This window comes from Rhizobium sp. PRIMUS64 (assembly GCF_023006465.1).
In the GTDB taxonomy this organism is placed as follows: domain Bacteria; phylum Pseudomonadota; class Alphaproteobacteria; order Rhizobiales; family Rhizobiaceae; genus Rhizobium; species Rhizobium leguminosarum.
This window is the reverse complement of record NZ_JALBGX010000054.1, coordinates 1-15,011: the sequence shown is the minus strand read 5'-3', so window position 1 is coordinate 15,011 and position 15,011 is coordinate 1. Positions and strand designations below refer to the sequence as shown.

14 protein-coding genes and 3 pseudogenes are annotated in these 15,011 nt (G+C 61.5%); 10 read left to right on the top strand and 7 right to left on the bottom strand.

Annotation, left to right across the window (positions count from 1 at the left end; all coding sequences use genetic code 11):
- Positions 1–122: 122 nt before the first annotated feature.
- The 3 genes and pseudogenes from MOV76_RS20955 to MOV76_RS20945 form a co-directional block, all read left to right on the top strand.
- A pseudogene (locus tag MOV76_RS20955) lies at positions 123–452 on the top strand (acyloxyacyl hydrolase); the annotation flags it as partial.
- A gap of 131 nt (positions 453–583) precedes the next feature.
- Complete coding sequence (purL, locus tag MOV76_RS20950; protein WP_247265200.1) at positions 584–2,815, top strand: phosphoribosylformylglycinamidine synthase subunit PurL; 2,232 nt, start codon at positions 584–586, stop codon at positions 2,813–2,815.
- 19 nt (positions 2,816–2,834) lie between these two features.
- Positions 2,835–3,068, top strand: coding sequence for a BolA/IbaG family iron-sulfur metabolism protein (locus MOV76_RS20945; RefSeq protein WP_003579540.1), 234 nt, complete (start codon positions 2,835–2,837; stop codon positions 3,066–3,068).
- 34 nt (positions 3,069–3,102) lie between these two features.
- On the opposite strand, the gene MOV76_RS20940 is transcribed toward MOV76_RS20945, so the two are convergent.
- The gene (locus MOV76_RS20940; RefSeq protein ID WP_247265199.1) at positions 3,103–4,326 is read right to left on the bottom strand and encodes a hypothetical protein; all 1,224 of its coding nucleotides are present in this window, start codon (positions 4,324–4,326) and stop codon (positions 3,103–3,105) included.
- Positions 4,327–4,491: 165 nt separating this feature from the next.
- Between MOV76_RS20940 and MOV76_RS20935 the strand changes: the two are divergent.
- The 7 genes and pseudogenes from MOV76_RS20935 to MOV76_RS20905 all read left to right on the top strand — a co-directional run bounded on the left by MOV76_RS20935 (position 4,492) and on the right by MOV76_RS20905 (position 10,225).
- Positions 4,492–4,721 (top strand): annotated as a pseudogene (locus MOV76_RS20935) (hypothetical protein).
- Positions 4,722–4,770: 49 nt separating this feature from the next.
- Positions 4,771–5,592 carry a cytochrome c gene (locus MOV76_RS20930; protein ID WP_130716475.1) on the top strand — a complete coding sequence of 274 codons (822 nt, stop codon included), beginning with the start codon at positions 4,771–4,773 and terminating at the stop codon, positions 5,590–5,592.
- Between the two features lie 145 nt (positions 5,593–5,737).
- Positions 5,738–6,073: a Grx4 family monothiol glutaredoxin gene (gene grxD / locus MOV76_RS20925; protein WP_018242201.1), complete on the top strand. Its 336-nt coding sequence runs from the start codon at positions 5,738–5,740 to the stop codon at positions 6,071–6,073.
- Positions 6,074–6,210: 137 nt separating this feature from the next.
- Positions 6,211–7,416 (top strand): multidrug effflux MFS transporter, encoded by a 1,206-nt coding sequence (locus MOV76_RS20920; RefSeq protein WP_112903302.1) that lies wholly within the window; start codon positions 6,211–6,213, stop codon positions 7,414–7,416.
- 37 nt (positions 7,417–7,453) lie between these two features.
- Positions 7,454–8,734: a multidrug effflux MFS transporter gene (locus MOV76_RS20915; RefSeq protein WP_130716476.1), complete on the top strand. Its 1,281-nt coding sequence runs from the start codon at positions 7,454–7,456 to the stop codon at positions 8,732–8,734.
- Positions 8,735–8,836: 102 nt separating this feature from the next.
- Positions 8,837–9,676: an acyl-CoA thioester hydrolase/BAAT C-terminal domain-containing protein gene (locus MOV76_RS20910; RefSeq protein WP_247265198.1), complete on the top strand. Its 840-nt coding sequence runs from the start codon at positions 8,837–8,839 to the stop codon at positions 9,674–9,676.
- Between the two features lie 75 nt (positions 9,677–9,751).
- Positions 9,752–10,225 carry a GNAT family N-acetyltransferase gene (locus MOV76_RS20905; RefSeq protein WP_247265197.1) on the top strand — a complete coding sequence of 158 codons (474 nt, stop codon included), beginning with the start codon at positions 9,752–9,754 and terminating at the stop codon, positions 10,223–10,225.
- A gap of 23 nt (positions 10,226–10,248) precedes the next feature.
- Here the strand turns inward: MOV76_RS20905 and MOV76_RS20900 are convergent, their stop codons facing one another.
- From MOV76_RS20900 to MOV76_RS20875, 6 genes and pseudogenes are all read right to left on the bottom strand, one after another.
- Positions 10,249–11,073 (bottom strand): inositol monophosphatase family protein, encoded by an 825-nt coding sequence (locus MOV76_RS20900; RefSeq protein ID WP_130716479.1) that lies wholly within the window; start codon positions 11,071–11,073, stop codon positions 10,249–10,251.
- Between the two features lie 40 nt (positions 11,074–11,113).
- Positions 11,114–11,941: an inositol monophosphatase family protein gene (locus MOV76_RS20895; protein ID WP_026188410.1), complete on the bottom strand. Its 828-nt coding sequence runs from the start codon at positions 11,939–11,941 to the stop codon at positions 11,114–11,116.
- A gap of 46 nt (positions 11,942–11,987) precedes the next feature.
- Positions 11,988–12,857 (bottom strand): tRNA 2-thiocytidine(32) synthetase TtcA, encoded by an 870-nt coding sequence (gene ttcA, locus MOV76_RS20890; protein WP_018242208.1) that lies wholly within the window; start codon positions 12,855–12,857, stop codon positions 11,988–11,990.
- Positions 12,858–12,917: 60 nt separating this feature from the next.
- Positions 12,918–13,847 carry a glutaminase gene (locus tag MOV76_RS20885; RefSeq protein WP_247265196.1) on the bottom strand — a complete coding sequence of 310 codons (930 nt, stop codon included), beginning with the start codon at positions 13,845–13,847 and terminating at the stop codon, positions 12,918–12,920.
- A 102-nt stretch (positions 13,848–13,949) separates the two neighbouring features.
- A complete protein-coding gene (gene rpsD / locus MOV76_RS20880; RefSeq protein WP_004676212.1) occupies positions 13,950–14,567 on the bottom strand; it encodes a 30S ribosomal protein S4 in 618 nt (205 codons plus the stop codon).
- Positions 14,568–14,791: 224 nt separating this feature from the next.
- Positions 14,792–15,011, bottom strand: a pseudogene (locus MOV76_RS20875) (ATP-binding protein); the annotation flags it as partial.

The following is a 15,011-nucleotide window of genomic DNA, read 5'->3' as shown; positions in this document are numbered from 1 at the left end:
TCGGAGCGCTTCACCGACTAAACCTCCATACTACCTCCTTGTTGTTCCCGTCTGACGCGAATCAAAGGACAGCAAATGAGGTCGACTTCGGAAAGATCGCGTTGCGTTTTTTGGGTATGGCACCTCGTGTGCATCTCGGCACCTCGATCGGCACGTCAGGCGAGGCCAGCCAGTTCTTCACCGGCTTCTCCTGGACCGTCGATTTCAACGAGAAGCTTTTTGCCGAAGCCGGCTTCGGCGGCGTCATTCATACCGGCGATCTCGAGGGCGATGGTGACGGCCCGGAACTCGGCTGTCGCGTCCTCTTCCACGAATATCTGGGTGCCGGCTATCGTTTCAACGCCCACTGGAACGTCATGGCCCAGATCGCCCACTCCTCGCATGCCAATCTCTGCGATGGGCCGAACGACGGCATGACGCGCGCCGGTCTGCAGATCGGCTACAAATTCTAGCAGCGACCACTTTTCATCGTCAGGAAGAAGTTGCCTGCCCGCTGTTGACGGCGGGCATTTTCCTGTCGCGCGCCGTCCCTACATAGGCTAAAGAGCGGAAAACGCGCAACGGCAGGGACTTTCGAGAGCTCATGACCATTCCAAACACCATCCCGATCACGCCGGAACTCATCGCGGGTCATGGCCTGAAGCCCGACGAATACCAGCGTATTCTGGATCTGATCGGCCGCGAACCGACCTTCACCGAGCTCGGCATCTTCTCGGCCATGTGGAACGAGCACTGCTCCTACAAATCCTCGAAGAAATGGTTGCGCACGCTGCCGACCAAGGGGCCGCGCGTCATCCAGGGCCCGGGTGAAAATGCCGGCGTGGTCGACATCGATGATGGCGATTGCGTCGTCTTCAAGATGGAGAGCCACAACCACCCCTCCTATATCGAGCCTTATCAAGGTGCTGCGACCGGCGTCGGCGGCATCCTGCGCGACGTCTTCACCATGGGTGCGCGCCCGATTGCCGCGATGAACGCCCTGCGCTTCGGCGAGCCGGATCATCCGAAGACCCGCCATCTCGTCTCCGGCGTCGTCTCCGGCGTCGGCGGCTACGGTAATTCCTTCGGCGTGCCGACGGTCGGCGGCGAAGTCGAATTCGACGCCCGCTACAACGGCAACATCCTCGTCAACGCCTTTGCTGCCGGTATTGCGAAGTCCAACGCCATCTTCCTGTCCGAAGCCAAGGGCGTCGGTCTTCCAGTCGTCTATCTCGGCGCCAAGACCGGCCGCGACGGCGTCGGTGGCGCGACGATGGCATCGGCCGAATTCGACGAATCGATCGAGGAGAAGCGCCCGACCGTTCAGGTCGGCGACCCCTTCACCGAGAAGTGCCTGCTGGAAGCCTGCCTCGAGCTGATGAAGACCGGCGCCGTCATTGCCATCCAGGACATGGGTGCAGCCGGCCTCACCTGCTCGGCCGTCGAAATGGGCGCCAAGGGCGATCTCGGCATCCTGCTCGAGCTCGACAAGGTGCCGGTGCGCGAAGAGAGAATGACGGCCTACGAAATGATGCTGTCGGAAAGCCAGGAGCGCATGCTCATGGTGCTGCAGCCGGAAAAGGAAGAGGAAGCCAAGGCGATCTTCGTCAAGTGGGGCCTCGATTTCGCCATCGTCGGCAAGACGACCGACGATCTGCGCTTCCGCGTCATGCATCGGGGCGAGGAAGTCGCCAACCTGCCGATCAAGGATCTCGGCGACCAGGCGCCGGAATATGACCGCCCCTGGCGCGAATCCGGCAAGCATGGCCCCCTGCCGGCAAATCTCGTCGCCGCACCCGAGGATTATGGCCAGGCGCTGCTTCAGCTCGTCGGTTCCGCCAACCAGTCGAGCCGCCGCTGGGTCTATGAGCAATACGATACGCTGATCCAGGGCAATTCGCTGCAGCTTCCGGGCGGCGATGCCGGCGTCGTGCGCGTCGACGGCCATCCCTCCAAGGCGCTCGCCTTCTCTTCCGACGTCACCCCGCGTTATGTCGAGGCAGACCCGTTCGAAGGCGGCAAGCAGGCGGTCGCCGAATGCTGGCGCAACATCACAGCGACAGGCGCCGAACCGCTCGCCGCCACCGACAATCTCAATTTCGGCAATCCCGAAAAGCCCGAGATCATGGGCCAGTTCGTTCAGGCGGTGAAGGGCATCGGCGAGGCCTGCCGCGCGCTCGACTTCCCGATCGTCTCCGGCAACGTCTCGCTCTACAACGAGACCAACGGCGTCGCCATCCTGCCGACCCCGACGATCGCAGGCGTCGGCCTGCTGCCGGATTGGCGCAAAATGGCCCGCATCGGCGCTGCCAACGATGGCGATAAGGTCATCATGATTGGCGTCGACGGCAGCCATCTCGGCCAGTCCGTCTATCTCCGCGATGTGCTTTCCAGCCGCGAGGGTCCGGCGCCGGAGGTGGATCTGTTTGCCGAGCGCCGCAACGGCGATTTCGTTCGCTCCGTGATCCGCAACGGTCAGGCGACCGCCTGCCACGACATCTCCTCGGGCGGCCTTGCCGTGGCGCTCGCCGAAATGGCAATGGCCTCGGGCAAAGGCCTGACGATTGATCTGAGCGAAGGCAAGGGTGCGCCGCATGCGCTGCTCTTCGGCGAGGATCAGGCGCGCTACGTCCTGACGTTGCCTGCCGATGTCGCCGATTTCGTCTGCGTCAATGCAGAAGGTGGCGGCGTTCCCTTCCGCCGTCTCGGCACGGTCGGGGGAACGGCGCTCATCGTCGGCGATCTCATCTCGCTGCCGATTCAGCAATTGCGCGATGCCCATGAATCGTGGTTCCCTGATTTCATGGAAGGCCGCGGCGAACTTGCTGCGGAATGATGCGCAAGGAGTAACGATCATGGCCATGAAACCCGGCGATATCGAAGACATGATCAAGGCTGGGATTCCCGGTGCCAAGGTGACGATTCGCGATCTGGCGGGCGACGGCGATCACTACGCCGCCGAAGTCGTCGCCGAAGCCTTCCGCGGCAAGAGCCGCGTGCAGCAGCACCAGATGGTCTACGAGGCGCTGAAGGGCAATATGGGCGGCATACTGCACGCGCTGGCGTTGCAGACCTCCGCGCCGGAATAGAGCCCGACGCGATCCCGATGACGATGCCCGGCCCTCAGCCGGGCATTCTCTTTTCGTCGGGATTGGCAAAGACCGAGGCCGGCATCGGCCCAGATGTCAGCAGCGTGAAGTCGAAGGGTGCCTGCAGATCAGGCCCAAGCACATATTGCCGGTGGACGCGTAGCTGGTCCTTACGGATCTTGCGGTAGTGCTCGCGCGTCAGCATCTGCTTGACGCGGATCAGGATCATTTTCGCCTGAGGCGCATCCCTATGGCCGGAGACGGCAACGACCGGTACCTTGTAGAAATTGATCGAATCCGTCAGGCACTGCACATCGAGCCAGGAAATGTCGGGACAGCGGGCGATCAGCCCGACGCGGGCGCGAAGCAGTGTTGCCGATGACATGAGCGCACATTGCAGGATGGCGCTGCCGAGTGTGGCAAACACCACACGCTTGCCCTTGAAGATCTCCGGCTCCCTTTCCAGCAATATGCCGATGACATGGGCGGCGACGCTCGATCCCATGCTGTGCGAGGAGATCACATATTCGTCCGCCTCTTCGTCAAGCGCCTTGCGCACGGCAGTGGCCCGGCCTTCCAGCCAGTCGTTGAAATCTGTCCGGTCCATGCGGCCGAGCGCCACGGCCATTGCCCAATCGGCGAACAGATGCAGCGTATGGAAGCGTTCGGAAAACGGCAGGAAGGCGAAGATGAAGAAACAAAGCGCCAGCGGTCCGCTCCAGAGCATGTGCCACGGCGAAAAGCCGAGACCATAGGGCAGGATGGCAATCTGCGCCGTCAGTGCGATCGCCAGCGCCGTCAGCAGGAACGGGAAGAGGAAGAACAGGCCGAAGCGCCAGGCGTGGCGGAAATATCCGCGCATGCCGCCTTCGAGCATGATCTCGGCGCAGCTCCGGAAGCCTGCCATGATCTGGCTCAGCGTGTTGCCGCCGCGCAGCCTGCTAACCAGCGTATCATGATCGACCATGTGGATCCGGCTCTTCGTCTGCCAGCCGTGGGAACCGGTCCCTTCCCCGATCGCCGCCTTGTCGGCTGCCACCGGCGCTGCCGCGGGCGCCGCTTTGGCTGCCCGTTCGCCCGTCGTGACCACGAAACTGAGGGGATCACTTCCCGCCTCCGGCGCACCCGTTTCAAGCGAATAGCCCCAGACGGCGGCACTCTGCCTGGCCGAACGCTCGTAGCGCGCCCTGTGGGCAACGCCGTCGAGCGGCTCGAAGCCCGTGAAATGCAGGACGACCCGCTTCTCGATCAGTTTCATTCCACTCTTCCGGCCGGGCAAATGGCCGGCATGTTGCTGCGATCCGGCTGCTGCGCCGCTGATAGGGGCAAAAAAGCAGCTATGGTCTCGAAGCCGTCTTGCTAACCGAACTCTTCCGGAATTCAATAGCATCCATGTCGTTTCCATCACGAACGGAGGGGTTTTGTGGCCGACCTAGTCAAAGAATTGATATCAGGCGTCGTCGACAGCGTGCTGAAGGAGATCCTGAAAAAACCACCGGCCGCGCCACGACGAAGCGCAGGAGGCGTAAGACACGCCCCGCCGCGACGACGAAGGTTGCGCGCAAGACGACCTCGGCCAAGCCTAAGCCCGCCCGCAAACAAGTCAGCAAGCGCCGCACCGCCGCTGGCCGCAGCCGTCAGCGACGCAGCTGATATCTTTCGAGCAAAAGCTGCATCTTCGGGACACTGGGGGACTGAACCGATGAAACGCATTTTGAAAATCACTCTCGCGGCCGTCGCCGCGATCTGTCTCATCGCCGTCGCCGGCGTCTACGCCCTGTCGGAGATGCGCCTTTCCAGGACCTATGACGTTGCGGTTGCCGATTTCACCGTCAAGACGACGCTGCCTGCCGAGGAAGCCGAACGTCGTGCCCGCACGCTGATGTGCGGCGGCTGTCATCACGATGCCGGCAACGTGCTCATCGACGAGCCGGGCATCGGCCGCATCGTCGCGCCGAACCTGACCCGCTTCGTGCCCATGTACAGCGATGCTGAACTCGTGCGCCTCATCCGCCATGGCGTCAAGAAGGACGGTACCGGCGCCTTCATCATGCCGGCAAGCAACTTCGCCAATATCACCGATGACGATATGGCGGCGATCATTGCGTGGATGCGCAGTTTGAAGCAGCTTCCCGATGCTGTGGCCGGAACGACGCAATGGGGACCGCTCGGGCGAATCGGCCTGGCGCTCGACAAGATCCCCTTCGAGGCCGATCTGGTGCCTGCCGTCGTCTCCCCTGCCGCGACGCGTCCGACCGATATCGGCGAATACGCCTTCAGGACCGATTGCAGCCACTGTCATAATCTCGATACGGCAAAGCAGTCGGAAGCCTTCCTGGCGCCGGCGCTTAAGCCCCTGGCGCAATCCTATTCAGCTGCCGATTTCAAGACGCTGCTGCGCACCGGCAAGGGCGTCGGCGGCCGGGATCTCGGCGTGATGACACAGGTTTCCCAATGGGATTTCAGCCATTTCACCGATGTCGAAATCGAACAGATTCAGACCTATCTCGCCATTCGACCGTAACGCGACGGCAACAACCCCGGCAACGGCCTGCGCGAACTGGTCTTTTTTTGGTTCGGGCGGCTGGAATTCCTGCCGTCGCATGCTATCTAAAGGCAACGATTGAAACGGTGGGCCTTTAACCCGCCTGTTGAAAGGATTAGATCCCATGAGCGGCATTCACGAATTCATCGGCAACGAAATCAAGACCAACGACGTCGTCCTCTTCATGAAGGGCACGCCGCAGTTTCCGCAGTGCGGTTTCTCCGGTCAGGTCGTGCAGATTCTTGATTACATCGGTGTCGACTACAAGAGCGTCAACGTGCTCGCCGATTCGGAAATCCGCCAGGGCATCAAGGAATATTCCAACTGGCCGACAATCCCGCAGCTTTACATAAAAGGCGAGTTCGTCGGCGGCTGTGACATCGTCCGGGAAATGTTCCAGGCTGGTGAGCTGCAGCAGCATCTTCAGGAAAATGGCATCACCGTTCGCGGCGCCGCCTGACCGGTCACCGGACGTCCGCCCGGTTTCCAAATCTGTTTCTTGAGTTCGAGGCGCTGCGGCCAGCAGCGCCTTGACCTGTTTATGGGAATTTCATTGTGACAGATTCATCACAAGCCGTGTCCGCGGGCCGCCTGCCCATGGGCAAGCGTGAATTCATCGCGCTCGCAGCCTTCCTGATGGCCGTCAACTCGCTGGCGATCGACATCATGCTTCCGGCCCTGCAGCAGATCGGCGCGAGCCTCGGCGTCGAGAGTGAGAATCACCGGCAGTTCGTCGTCTCCACCTATCTGCTCGGCTTTGGCTGCGCCCAGCTGTTCTACGGCCCGCTCTCCGATCGCTTCGGCCGCCGCACGCCGCTTCTGGTCGGTCTCGTCATCTATATCGTTTCCGCCATCGGCATCGTCTTCGTCCCCACCTTCGCCGGCTTGCTGATGCTGCGTTTCATCCAGGGCGTCGGCTCAGCCGCAACCCGCGTCATCACTGTGTCCATCGTTCGCGATATCTATGGCGGCCGGCAGATGGCCGAGGTCATGTCGCTGATCATGATGGTCTTCATGATCGTTCCGGTCATTGCGCCCGGCACTGGCCAGATCGTCATGTTTTTCGGCAACTGGCACCTGATCTTCCTTTTCATCGCCACCATGGCGACTGGTATCACCGTCTGGGCCTATCTCCGTCTGCCGGAAACCCTGCATCCCGCCAATGTCAGGCCCTTCACCGCCCGCTCGATCTTCGGCGCCTTCAAGCTGGTTCTGACCAATCGCGTTGCGCTCTGTTACACCATCGCCAGCACCTTCATCTTCGGCGCGCTGTTCGGCTTCATCAATTCGGCCCAGCAGGTCTATGTCGGCATATACGATCTCGGCGTCTATTTCCCCTTCGCATTCGCCGGCGTGGCGATCTTCATGTCGCTGTCGTCCTTCTTCAATTCGCGCTTCGTCGGTAAGCTCGGCATGCGCCGCCTGTCGCACGGCTCGCTCATCGGCTTCATCGCCATCAACACCATCTGGCTGGTCGTCCAGATGGCCAGCACCGAGCCGATGCCCTTCGCTCTGTTCATCTCCTTCTTCGGCCTTGCCATGTTCCAGTTCGGTTGGATCGGCTCGAACTTCAATTCGCTCGCCATGGAGCCGCTTGGCCACGTCGCCGGCACCGCCTCCTCCGTGCTCGGCTTCATGAGCACGGTCGGCGGCGCCATCATCGGCGCCGGCATTGGCCAGGCCTTCGACGGCACGGCGCTGCCGATGGTCGCCGGTTATTTCACCGTGTCGATCATCGGGCTCGTCTTCGTGCTGATCGCCGAAAAGGGTCGCCTCTTCCAATCGCAGAACCCGGCCGTCTGAACGGCCGCCCTCCTCCGCATCCGGGATTTCCAATCACATGACGCCGCCGCATAAACCGCACCAGGAAAACCAGGGCTCTCGCCGCATCGGCATGGGCTTTGGCGAATTCATCGTCACCATCGCCATCATGACCGCCAGCATCGCCATGGCGATCGACAGCATGCTGCCGGCATTGCCCAATATCGGCCATTCCCTCGGCGTCACCAATACCAACGACGCCCAGCTCATCATCGGCGTGTTCTTCTTAGGATTCGGCTTCTCGCAGATCTTCTTCGGCAGCCTTTCGGATACGTTCGGCCGCCGCAACATCCTGCTCGGCGGCTTGGCTTGCTACGTTGTCGGAATGTTTGCCGCAGCAGCGACCGGCAGCTTCGAAATGCTGCTGGTCATGCGCTTCGTTCAGGGCGTGGGCGGTGCGGCGGTGCGCATCACCACCATGGCCATCGTCCGCGACTGCTTCGGCGGCCGTGAAATGGCCCGCGTGATGTCCTATGTCATGATCGTCTTCATGATCGTGCCGATCGTTGCCCCTTCCGTTGGCCAACTCATCATCCTCTATGCCAACTGGCATTGGATCTTCATCCTGCTCGGTATCATCGCCACCATCCTGTTCGTCTGGGCTCTTCTGCGGCTGAAGGAATCGCTGCCACCGGAAGAGCGGCTGCCGCTGTCGGTCAGCTCTGTCTTGGAGGGCTTCAAGACCGTGCTCACCAACCGCATCACCTGCGGTTACATGATCGGCCTCACCATGTTCACCGGCGTCATCAGCGCCTATGTGATCTCGGTGCAGCAGGTCTTCGGCGAGGTCTATGGCCTTGGCGACTGGCTGCCGATCGCCTTTGCGGCCACCGCAGGCGGCATCGCCGTCGCCAATTTCGCCAACGGCTTCTTCGTGCGCAAATTCGGCATGCGCCGCATCTCGCACGCCGCCCTGCTGATCTTCACGGCCCTGTCAGCCGCCGGCTTTTTCCTCTCACTGGCCGGCAAGCCGGATTTCGCCGTCGCCTACGGCATCTTCACCATCGTGCTGATGATGTTTGCCGTGATCGCCACCAATTTCACCGCCATCAGCCTCGAGCCGATGGGCAATCTTGCCGGCACGGCGACCGCCATCACCGGCTTCGTCTCGACGACGGCCGGCGCCATTCTCGGTGGCTTGGTTGGCCAGATGTTCAACGGCACGGTGCAGCCGCTCTTCGGCGGCTTCGCCCTCTTCGGTGCGGTCACCATCGCAGCCACCCTCTGGGCTGAGAACGGTAAGCTCTTCACCCATCCGGGAGACAGCCCGCAGCTCGATCCGGGTGCTGCCCACTTCTGAAATAGGAAATATGCCGGAGCGATTGATCGCCGGCGGCATTGCATTAGTTGGCAACTCGGCACGTTCCTAAATCTGGATGCCCCTGGAAGAAGGAGCCTGGTTTTGGATGCAGGATATCAACGTCTCCCCCCGCCATTGCAGGGCGAGATATTTCAAGTCAAACCAGATACTGGCACCGGCGTGGTGGTGCTCGGCGGCTCCAGTGGCCGGGTGGATGTGGCCCGTGCCAGGCTGTTTGCCAGCCAAGGGGCAACGGTCATCGCGCTTCGCTGGTTCGGCGGCGAAGGCCAGGCGCCAGGCATTTGCGAGGTGCCGCTGGAAACCTTCTTCGCTGCTACTGATTATTTGATCGAACTCGGTTGCAAACGCATCGTCCTGGTGGGGACATCGAAAGGCGCCGAAGCTGCGCTGCTCACGGCGGTATACGATCCGCGCATCAGCGCGGTCGTCGCGATGAGCCCTTCGTCAGTCGTCTGGGGAAATATTGGTCCAGGGCTTGATGGCATTAGCTGGCCGGAACGCTCGTCGTGGACATTGCGAGGCACACCGCTTCCCTTTGTTTCGTCGGACCCAGAATGGGTGCGAGAATACAGAGACGAGCTGGTCTCCTATCGAGGCCTGTTCGAAAGATGCCTTCAGGTGCACGAGTCTGAGATCGAAGCAGCGGCTATCCCTTTGGAGAGAACGAATGCCGAAATTCTGCTCGTAGCAGGATGCGATGACGCGCTCTGGCCATCAGACAAATTTGCCGCGTCACTTGTTCGGCGGCGCGCAGCTTCGGGCTTACTCACCCAGCTTGTGTTGGGAGAAGATGCGGGCCATCGCATTCTGCTGCCGGGCGAAACCACCCCCCGATCATCGCTGCGCGCTCATGGTGGAAGTGACGAGGCCGACGCCAAATTGGGACGACTCGCCTGGGAACATATTCTTGAGATGCTATAGCGTGAGCGCTGCAGTGGATTTGATCGATGGTTCAATCCATCGGATTGGCGCAGCATTGCGCGAAAGGCGCTCTCGATGGACGACCGAATTCTGATCAGGCCTTACGCGCCAGGCGACGTGGACGCGACGATTGAAATTTTTCTGAGCGCCATACGAGAGGTCGCGTCGAAAGACTACTCACCCGCTCAGATCCAGGCTTGGGCAAAGGTGGAAGATCGCGGACTATGGGCAGAGCGAAGGACAAGCAGGCCTGCCTGGATCGCAGAATTTGACGGACAGCCTGCCGGGTTTTCCGACCTGACCGGCGACGGATGCCTGGACATGATGTTTGTGCACCCCGAGTTTCAGGGGCTTGGAATAGCAAGCCACCTGTTAAGCAGGGTCGAAGGCGAAGCTCTGAAACTGGGGTTTAGCCGAATCTATACCGAAGCCAGCCGAACGGCCCGACCGTTTTTTGAGCGCAAAGGATTCCGCGTCATAACGAAGCAATTCGTCGAGAAGCGTGGGCAAGGCCTGGAAAACTTTCTCATGGAAAAGCTCTACGAGTAATATGCGGCAGGTCGAGCGATTGTTCAGACCGTGAAAACCTCGCGCCGCAGCACCTCCCACGAGGCCTTGTCGGGGGTAATCAGCAACCCGCCATCGAGATGATGCGGCAGATAGGGCGAGCCGTCGAAGCGCGCCGCATAGGCGCCTGCCTCCTGCGAGATCAGCGTGCCGGCAAGGTGATCCCAGGGCATCAGCTTGTTGTACATGAGGTAATGCACATGGCCGCCGGCAAAGGTGCGGTATTCGTGGGCCGCACAGCGGTAATTGGTGAGGAAGCGCACCTTTGCGAGATTGCCGAGCACTTCGACGCGTTTCTCCTTCGGCAGGTAGCCGGTCGAGGCCATGCCGACCATATGCTCCAGTCCCACGGGCGCTGCGACCGAGAGCCGCTCGGCGCCGCCTTCCGGCCGCCGCAGCCAGGCGCCGCCGCCCTTTTCCGCCATCACCCAGTCGTCGCCCATCGGATCGTAGATGATACCGGCAACCGTCTCGCCGCCGGAGATGACGGACGCCATGACGCCGAAGGCCGGGATGCCGGCGGCAAAATTGAACGTGCCGTCGACCGGATCGACGACGATCGCAAGATCGGCATGGTCGAGGCTGCCGAGCAAATCAGGATCGGCCGCGACCGATTCTTCGCCAAGGAACAGCGCGCCCGGCCAGAGCCGCTGAGCTTCCGCCTTGATCATCCGCTCGGCCTGCTCATCGGCCTCGGTGACGAGATCGGTCGCCTCGCTCTTGGCGCGCACATCGTCCTGACCGAGCCGGCGGAAGCGTGGCAGGATCTCTGCCTTCGCCGCGCGGCGCAGCAGATCGGCCAGAACGGTCACGTCAACAGTCGAAGTCATGTCAAATCCTCACGCTTAGGTCTCTCCGGAGAACCTTGAATCAGATGCCGACGATCTCGCGCCGGATGAGCTGCCAGCTCTCCCGGTCGGGCGCAGAGATGATGCCACCCGTCGTCTCGCCGGGGCGATAGGGCGTACCGTCGAATTTCGCCGTATGGCCACCGGCCTCCTGATGCGCGAGCACGCCGGCCAGGTGATCCCAGGGCATCAGCTTCGCATGGCCGATGAAATGCATCTTGCCGGAGGCGACCATCCAGTATTCGTAGGCCGAGCAGTTGAAGGCGAAGGTCATCCGGATCTTTGCCATGTTGGCGCAGATACGCGCGCGATCCGGTTCGTCCATGTGGCTCCATGACAGGCCACCGACCATCTGGTTCAGGCTAGCCGGCTCAGCGACCTTCAGCTTTGTCGACTGCCCGTCCCGACGCGTCAGAAAGGCGCCTGCGCCCCTGATCGCGGTCACTGTATCGCCGAGAACGGGATCGTGAATGATGCCGGCGACCGTCTCGCCCTTGATCGTCACCGCCAGCATCGTCCCGAAAACGGGAAGCCCGGCGGCGAAATTGAACGTCCCGTCGACAGGGTCGATGACGAAGGCGAGCTCCGCATCGGCAAGGGCCGGCACGACCGACCGGTCGGCATCATAAGCCTCCTCGCCGACGACGAGTGCTGCGGGAAAGCGCTCTCTCAGCGCCGCGGTGATCCGGTGTTCGGCAAGCACGTCCGCCTGCGTCACCAGATCAATTGCCGAAGTCTTTTCCGAAACATCGGCAGCGCCGAGATTGCGGAAACGCGGCATGATCTCGGCGCGCGCAGCCTCCCTGACGCAGTCGCCGAGAAAGAGAATATCCTGGTCTGAAATAGTCATGCGAAATCCTGCCTTCATTCAATAGCCAGCCTCCATAGCCGGCCCTTCATGAAGGATCGGTGACACCAAGGGTGGAAAAGTTGAAGAGTTTTGGGTCGAGCAGATGCGACGGGTTCACATGCGAAAGCGCCCGCAGCATTGTTTCCTTACGGCCCGGCATCCGCCGCTCGATATCGGCGAGCATGTCCTTCATCGCATTGCGTTGCAGCCCGTCCTGCGATCCGCAGAGATCGCAGGGGATGATCGGAAACTGCATGGCGGCGGCGAATTTCGCGAGATCGTCCTCAGCGGCATAGGCGAGCGGCCGGAGCACCATCAGATCGCCCTCGTCGTTCAGAAGTTTCGCCGGCATCGAGGCGAGCCGGCCACCATGGAAGAAATTCATGAAGAAGGTTTCGAGAATGTCCTCGCGGTGGTGGCCAAGCACAAGCGCATCGCAACCCTCTTCCCGCGCGACGCGGTAGAGATTGCCGCGGCGCAGCCGCGAACAGAGCGAGCAATAGGTGGCGCCTTCAGGCACCTTCTCCTTCACGATCGAATAGGTATCCCGATACTCGATCCGGTGCTGAACGCCGATCTTGGTGAGATAATCCGGCAGCACGTGCTTGGGGAAGTTCGGCTGGCCCTGGTCGAGATTGCAGGCGATGAGTTCGACCGGCAACAGGCCGCGCCATTTGAGATCGAGCAGCAGCGCCAGCAGCCCGTAGGAATCCTTGCCGCCGGAAAGGCCGACCAGCCAGCGCTTCTGGCCCTTCAGCATGTCGAAATCGTCGAAGGCCTGGCGCACCTGCCGCAGCAGCCGCTTGCGCAGCTTGTTGAAGGAGACGGAACGCGGCGCATCGGCAAACAGCGCATGGCCGCTGGTGTCGGCCTCGCCACTCTCCAACTCGTCGGCGATATTAGCTGCGATATTCATTGCTTCGTCCTACAGAAATTCCACATTTGCTCTAGCAGAAACGCACCTCGCAACACAGCATCAATCGCCGAAAACCGACCAGCCGGTGCGCGCTGCGAGCATTTCCAGCGCCGCGGCGCCGAGCTGCGAATTGCCGACCTTGTTCAGCCCCGGCGACCACACCGCGATCGAGGCAATACCGGGCGCCACGGCGAAGATGCCGCCGCCGACGCCGCTCTTGCCGGGCAGGCCGACATGATAGGCGAAGTCGCCCGAGCCGTCGTAATGGCCGCAGGTCAGCATCAGCGCATTGATACGCCGCGCCCGCTTCGGCGAAACCACCGAATGGCCGGTCCTCGGATTGCTCCCGCGCGCCGCCAGGAACAGCCCGGCGCGGGCCAACTGCTCGCAGCTCATCGACAAGGCGCATTGATGGAAATAAACGCCGAGCACGTGGTCGACGGGATGGTCGAGATTGCGGTAGGCGCGCATGAAATTGGCAAGCGCGAAATTGCGGTATCCCGTCTGCGTTTCCGAGCGCGCCACCTTGTCATCGATGGTGATCGACTCGTCATCGGCCAGATAACGCACGAAGCGCAGCAGCTCCCCGATTGCCTCGCGCGGCGCATGGCCGGCCATGACGACGTCGCTGACGGCGATCGCGCCGGCATTGATGAAGGGGTTGCGGGGGATGCCGCTCTCATGCTCGAGCTGGACGATCGAGTTGAAAGCCGATCCGGAGGGTTCGCGCCCGACCCGCTTCCACAGCCCCTCGCCGACCTTGCCGAGCGCCAGCGTCAGCATGAAGACCTTCGATATGCTCTGGATCGAGAAGGCAGTGTCGGCATCGCCGACGCGATAGACTTTGCCGTCGACGGTGACGATCGCCATGCCGAACTGCTTCGGGTCGACCTTGGCGAGCTCGGGAATATAGTCCGCGACCTTGCCCTCGCCGATCCGCGGCTGGATATCGGCGTAGATGCTATCGAGGATCGCCTGCAAATCTGCCATCGCTTCTCTCCAGATCGCAAAAAAGCCGCTCGAAAGAGCGGCTTTCCGTATATCGACGCATGCTGTTGTCTCGCAATCGGTTTCGACTGCGAGACGAATGCATTAACGCGAATAGAATTCGACGACCAGGTGCGGTTCCATGACGACCGGGAACGGAACGTCGCTGAGCGTCGGAACGCGGCCGAAGGTTGCGACCATCTTGTTGTGATCGACTTCGATATAGTCGGGAACGTCGCGCTCTGCGAGGCTGACGGCTTCCAGAACGGTCACCAGCTGCTTCGACTTTTCGCGAACTTCGATGACGTCGCCGGCCTTGCAACGGTAGGAACCGATGTTGACGCGCACACCGTTGACGGTGACGTGGCCATGGTTGACGAACTGACGGGCAGCAAAGACCGTCGGAACGAACTTGGCGCGATAGACGATTGCGTCGAGGCGCGATTCCAGCAGGCCGATCAGGTTTTCAGAGGTGTCGCCCTTGCGGCGGTCGGCTTCGGCGAAGATCGCGCGGAACTGCTTCTCGCGCAGGTCACCGTAGTAACCCTTGAGCTTCTGCTTGGCGCGCAGCTGCACACCGAAATCCGAAAGCTTGCCCTTGCGGCGCTGGCCATGCTGGCCCGGGCCATATTCGCGGCGGTTCACCGGGGACTTCGGACGGCCCCAGATGTTTTCGCCCATACGGCGGTCAATTTTGTACTTGGACGATTCGCGCTTGCTCATCGTATTTCCTTTCAAAGGTTTATGACGGTTTGTTGCCAAACCGCACGAAGGAAACACGCCCTCCTCTGATCTCTGCCGAGATCTGACAGGATGTTCCGGTTAGCGAACAGGAACGATCCACGGGACATGTCAAATGAAACACCGGACATTGCTGCCCGGTGCTTGCGGCGGTCTTTAGAGGGCCGTCATGAAAATGTCAACAGCGGCAAACCCCGAAAGCGCCACTATTCCGCCGCCAGCGGCTGGTCGCCCGTGTCGGGGGCGTTGGCGTCGCCCGGCGCCGTCTGGCAGTCCATATCCGGGATAGCGACGATACGCTTGCCGGAAAAATCGGCGTGCACGACGATGATGCCCTGCTCCTCGAAATAACCGAGCAGGCGGCGGGCGCGGCGGGCGGAATGGGTGCCGTAGGCGCGGGCGATCCGCGCATCCGACGGGCACGGC

What these genes read in the sequence shown, in the direction of transcription:
- MOV76_RS20930 (WP_130716475.1), top strand. Translation starts at nt 4,771, where the DNA reads ATGAAACGCATTTTGAAAATCACTCTCGCGGCCGTCGCCGCGATCTGT.
- ttcA (WP_018242208.1), bottom strand. Translation starts at nt 12,857, where the DNA reads ATGAATATCGCAGCTAATATCGCCGACGAGTTGGAGAGTGGCGAGGCC.
- MOV76_RS20885 (WP_247265196.1), bottom strand. Translation starts at nt 13,847, where the DNA reads ATGGCAGATTTGCAGGCGATCCTCGATAGCATCTACGCCGATATCCAG.
- MOV76_RS20940 (WP_247265199.1), bottom strand. Translation starts at nt 4,326, where the DNA reads ATGAAACTGATCGAGAAGCGGGTCGTCCTGCATTTCACGGGCTTCGAG.
- MOV76_RS20905 (WP_247265197.1), top strand. Translation starts at nt 9,752, where the DNA reads ATGGACGACCGAATTCTGATCAGGCCTTACGCGCCAGGCGACGTGGAC.
- MOV76_RS20895 (WP_026188410.1), bottom strand. Translation starts at nt 11,941, where the DNA reads ATGACTATTTCAGACCAGGATATTCTCTTTCTCGGCGACTGCGTCAGG.
- MOV76_RS20920 (WP_112903302.1), top strand. Translation starts at nt 6,211, where the DNA reads ATGGGCAAGCGTGAATTCATCGCGCTCGCAGCCTTCCTGATGGCCGTC.
- MOV76_RS20900 (WP_130716479.1), bottom strand. Translation starts at nt 11,073, where the DNA reads ATGACTTCGACTGTTGACGTGACCGTTCTGGCCGATCTGCTGCGCCGC.
- MOV76_RS20945 (WP_003579540.1), top strand. Translation starts at nt 2,835, where the DNA reads ATGGCCATGAAACCCGGCGATATCGAAGACATGATCAAGGCTGGGATT.
- MOV76_RS20915 (WP_130716476.1), top strand. Translation starts at nt 7,454, where the DNA reads ATGACGCCGCCGCATAAACCGCACCAGGAAAACCAGGGCTCTCGCCGC.
- grxD (WP_018242201.1), top strand. Translation starts at nt 5,738, where the DNA reads ATGAGCGGCATTCACGAATTCATCGGCAACGAAATCAAGACCAACGAC.
- purL (WP_247265200.1), top strand. Translation starts at nt 584, where the DNA reads ATGACCATTCCAAACACCATCCCGATCACGCCGGAACTCATCGCGGGT.
- rpsD (WP_004676212.1), bottom strand. Translation starts at nt 14,567, where the DNA reads ATGAGCAAGCGCGAATCGTCCAAGTACAAAATTGACCGCCGTATGGGC.